This window comes from Streptomyces sp. (genome assembly GCF_035563135.1).
Lineage (GTDB): Bacteria > Actinomycetota > Actinomycetes > Streptomycetales > Streptomycetaceae > Streptomyces.
Genome location: NZ_DATMVN010000757.1, coordinates 1 through 4,147 on the forward strand (window position 1 = coordinate 1; position 4,147 = coordinate 4,147).

At 72.8% G+C, this 4,147-nt stretch carries 3 protein-coding genes; 2 read left to right on the plus strand and 1 reads right to left on the minus strand.

Translation table 11 applies throughout. The features are described from left to right. Positions 1 to 2,432, minus strand: a 2,432-nt coding sequence (locus VN520_RS33850; protein WP_325750777.1) for a DEAD/DEAH box helicase, incomplete at its 3' end; no start/stop codon positions are given. Between the two features lie 124 nt (positions 2,433 to 2,556). On the opposite strand from VN520_RS33850, the gene VN520_RS33855 reads away from it, so the two are divergent. Continuing rightward, positions 2,557 to 3,420, plus strand: coding sequence for an AraC family transcriptional regulator (locus VN520_RS33855; RefSeq protein ID WP_325750778.1), 864 nt, complete (start codon positions 2,557 to 2,559; stop codon positions 3,418 to 3,420). A 10-nt stretch (positions 3,421 to 3,430) separates the two neighbouring features. Continuing rightward, positions 3,431 to 4,147 (plus strand): AzlC family ABC transporter permease (locus VN520_RS33860; RefSeq protein ID WP_325750779.1); only part of this gene is annotated, 717 nt, incomplete at its 3' end.

The following is a 4,147-nucleotide window of genomic DNA, read 5'->3' on the forward strand; positions in this document are numbered from 1 at the left end:
CCCCCGACCTGTTCGGTGACGACCTGGCTGATCTCGCCCTTGTCGAACACCACGTCGGCGGCCCCCACGGGGGGCTGTTCGCTGTCGTGACCGGCGGTGGGAAAGGCCGGGCCGGCACCGTCGCGTACCGGGCCGCCGCCGGCGCCGCTGCCCGCGTCCGCCTGGACCGGATCGAAGTCGAGGAGGTCGAGGCCCATCAGATCGGCGTCCGGCAGCCGCAGCACGATGCCGTCATCCGCGTGCATGACCTGTGCGTCCATGCCGTACCGCTCACCGAGCCGGGCGGACAGGGCGAGCGCCCACGGGGCGTGCACCTGGGCGCCGAACGGCGAATGCACCACGACGCGCCAGTCGCCCAGCTCGTCCCGGAACCTCTCGACGAGGACCGTCCGGTCGTCCGGCACATGACCGCAGGCACGGCGCTGCTCGTCGAGGTAGGACAGGACGTTGTCCGCCGCCCAGGCATCCAGCCCGGCGGCGAGCAGCCGGAGCCTGGCGTCCTCGGCGGACAGACCGCCGATCTCCCGCAGGAAGGCGCCCAGCGCCCGGCCCAGCTCCAGCGGGCGGCCCAGCTGGTCGCCCTTCCAGAACGGCAGCCGGCCGGGGACTCCGGGGGCGGGAGAGACCAGGACCCTGTCCCTGGTGATGTCCTCGATCCGCCAGGACGTGGTGCCCAGCGTGAAGACGTCACCGACCCGGGACTCGTAGACCATCTCCTCGTCCAGCTCGCCGACGCGCCCGCCGCCCTTCTTCGGGTCCGCGCCGGCCAGGAAGACGCCGAAGAGCCCGCGGTCGGGGATGGTGCCGCCCGAGGTGACGGCGAGCCGCTGGGCGCCGGGGCGGCCCGTGACCGTACCGGTGACACGGTCCCACACCACCCGGGGCCGCAACTCCGCGAAGGCGTCGGAGGGATAGCGTCCGGCGAGCATGTCGAGCACCGCGGTGAACGCGGACTCGGGGAGGGAGGCGAAGGGGGCCGCCCGGCGGGCGAGGGCGAGCAGGTCGTCGGCCTGCCGGCTGTCGAGCGCGACCGTGGCGACGATCTGCTGGGCGAGCACGTCCAGAGGGTTGGACGGGACCCGCAGCGCCTCGATGGCGCCCTCCCTCATCCGCTCGGTGACGACGGCCGCCTGCACGAGATCACCGCGGTACTTGGGGAAGACCACACCGGTGGACACGGCACCGACCTGGTGCCCGGCACGCCCCACCCGCTGCAGCCCCGAAGCCACGGACGGCGGGGACTCGACCTGGATCACCAGGTCGACCGCCCCCATGTCGATCCCCAGCTCCAGGCTGGAGGTGGCCACCACGGCAGGCAGCCGGCCCGCCTTGAGGTCCTCCTCGACCTGCGAGCGCTGTTCCTTGGACACCGAGCCGTGGTGCGCCCGGGCAAGGACGGCAGGCGCCCCTTTCGCAGCTCCGGACCGGGCCATGACCTCGGCGGGGGAGTGGGCCTCCGGCAGCGGCCCGCCCGCCTGCCGTTCCTCCTCGAACGCGGCGCCGGCCGCCCGCTCGCAGGCGATCTCGTTCAGCCGGTTGCACAGGCGCTCCGCCAGCCGCCGGGAATTGGCGAAGACGATCGTGGAGCGGTGCGACTGCACGAGATCGGCGATCCGCTCCTCGACATGGGGCCAGATCGACGGTTTCTCCGCCTGGCCGCCCTCGTCGCCGGTGGCGGGGGAGCCGCTCAGCTCGCCGAGATCCTCCACCGGAACCACGACGGAGAGGTCGAACTCCTTGGTGGAAGGGGGCTGGACGATCTCCACCCTCCGCTGCGGCGACAGGAACCGCGCGACCTCGTCGACCGGGCGGACCGTCGCCGACAGCCCGATACGCCGCGCGGGCCGGGGCAGCAGCTCGTCCAGACGCTCCAGGGACACGGCGAGATGGGCACCGCGCTTGGTGCCCGCGACGGCATGCACCTCGTCCACGATCACCGTCTCCACCCCGGACAGCGCGTCCCGTGCCGACGAGGTGAGCATCAGGAACAGCGATTCGGGGGTGGTGATCAGGATGTCCGGCGGTCTCGTCGCCATCGAACGGCGCTCGGCCGGAGGGGTGTCGCCGGAGCGGATCCCCACCCGCACCTCCGGCTCGGGCAGTCCCAGCCGCACCGACTCCTGGCGGATGCCGGTCAGCGGGGAACGCAGATTCCGCTCGACGTCGACGGCGAGCGCCTTCATCGGGGAGACGTACAGCACCCGGCAGCGCTTCTTCGCCTCGGCCGGAGGCGGGACGGCCGCCAGCCGGTCCAGAGAGGCGAGGAAGGCGGCGAGCGTCTTGCCCGATCCGGTCGGCGCGACGACCAGCACGTCCGAACCCTCGCCGATGGCCCGCCAGGCCCCCTCCTGAGCCGCGGTGGGCGCGTCGAAGGCCGCCGTGAACCAGCTGCGGGTCGCGGCAGAGAACGAATCGAGTGCGGAACCGGCCATGCCCTCCATCGTGCACCCCGCCACTGACAACAGCCGGTGGACAAGACCGGCAACAGCCGGCGGACGGGTCCGAACTCACCTCACCGGACCCCGGGCCCCCGCCCGGGCCTGCGAGAATACGGACATGGCGGAGGCGGACCCGGTACAGGAATGGGCGAGGCACTGGCAGTACGCGGAGCTGCCCCACCTCGATCTGCTGCGTGCCCGGTACGTCCGCCACACCTTTCCGCGCCACAGCCACGAGGGCTACGTCTTCGGCACCATCACCAGCGGTGTCGAGGACGTCGGTCTCCCCGGCGGTACCGTGCACGCCGGGCCCGGCACCGTGGTCATGATCAACCCGGAAGTGCCGCACACCGCTCGCGCCGGAGTACCCGAGGGATGGGTGTACGCCACCCTCTACCCCTCCGCCCAGGTGATCAACGACATCGCGGCCGACCTGACGAGCCTGCGCGGCACGGTCGGCTTCGCCGAGAGCGGCGTGCGGGACCCGCATGCCGCCCGGCTGATCACCGAGGTCCACCGGGCCGCCGAGGAAGGCAACGCCCTGGCCGCCGACAGTGTCCTGCGCCTCCTGGTCGCCAGGCTGCTCGACCGCCACGGCAGCGTGCTGACGGCCAGGGCCCCGCACTCCGCCGGCGCCCATGACGCCGCCCGCGCGCGGGCGGTGCTGGAGGAACGGATGGAACGGCCGCCCACCCTGCAGGTGCTCGCCACCGAACTGGGCACCAGCCCCTTCGCGCTGCTGCGGGCCTTCAAGAAGCAGTACGGCATGCCCCCGCACACCTGGCTCACGAACGCCCGGGTGCGCCGCGCCCGCCGCATGCTCGACGCGGGAACAGCGCCCGCCGACGCCGCCGCTGCCGTCGGCTTCACCGACCAGCCCCATCTCAACCGTCACTTCACCCGGATCGTCGGGGTGCCTCCGGGCGCCTACCAGCGCGAGCGTGCAACAACGTACAAGACCGGCAGAAAGCTTTCCCCGTAGCGTCCAGGGCGTGGCAGAACAGACAGCACCCCCTCAGGGCACCGGCGCCTCCGGTGCGCACGGCGCGGGCCAGGAGAAGCCGGACTCCGCCGTGGTCCGGGACGCACTCGGCGTGGGCATAGCCGTGGGTCTCTCCGGATTCGCCTTCGGCGTGACCTCGGCAGGCTCCGGACTGACCCTCCTCCAGACCTGCGCGTTGAGCCTCCTCGTCTTCACCGGCGCTTCCCAGTTCGCCCTCGTGGGCGCCCTCGCGGCCGGGGGCAACCCTTACACCGCCGCGGCCGGAGCGTTCTTCCTGGGCACCCGCAACGCCTTCTACGGACTACGGCTGTCACAGCTCCTCGCCCTGCCGCCCGTGCTGCGCCCCCTCGCCGCCCAATGGGTCATCGACGAGACGACCGCCGTCACCCTGTCCCAGCCCACCCGGCGTGCGGCGCGCATCGGTTTCACCGTCACCGGACTCACGCTCTACACCCTGTGGAACCTGACCACGCTGGCCGGCGCGCTCGGGGCGGAGGCGCTCGGCGACACCGGCGCCTGGGGGCTGGACGCGGCCGGCCCCGCCGTGTTCCTCGCCCTGCTCGCACCGATGCTGAAGAGCCCCACGGAGCGGGTGACAGCCGGGCTCGCCGTCCTGCTGGTACTGGGCCTCCTGCCGGTGCTGCCTGCCGGCGCGCCCGTACTCGTGTCCGCACTGGCAGCTCCGGCCGTCCTCTTCCTGAAGGGC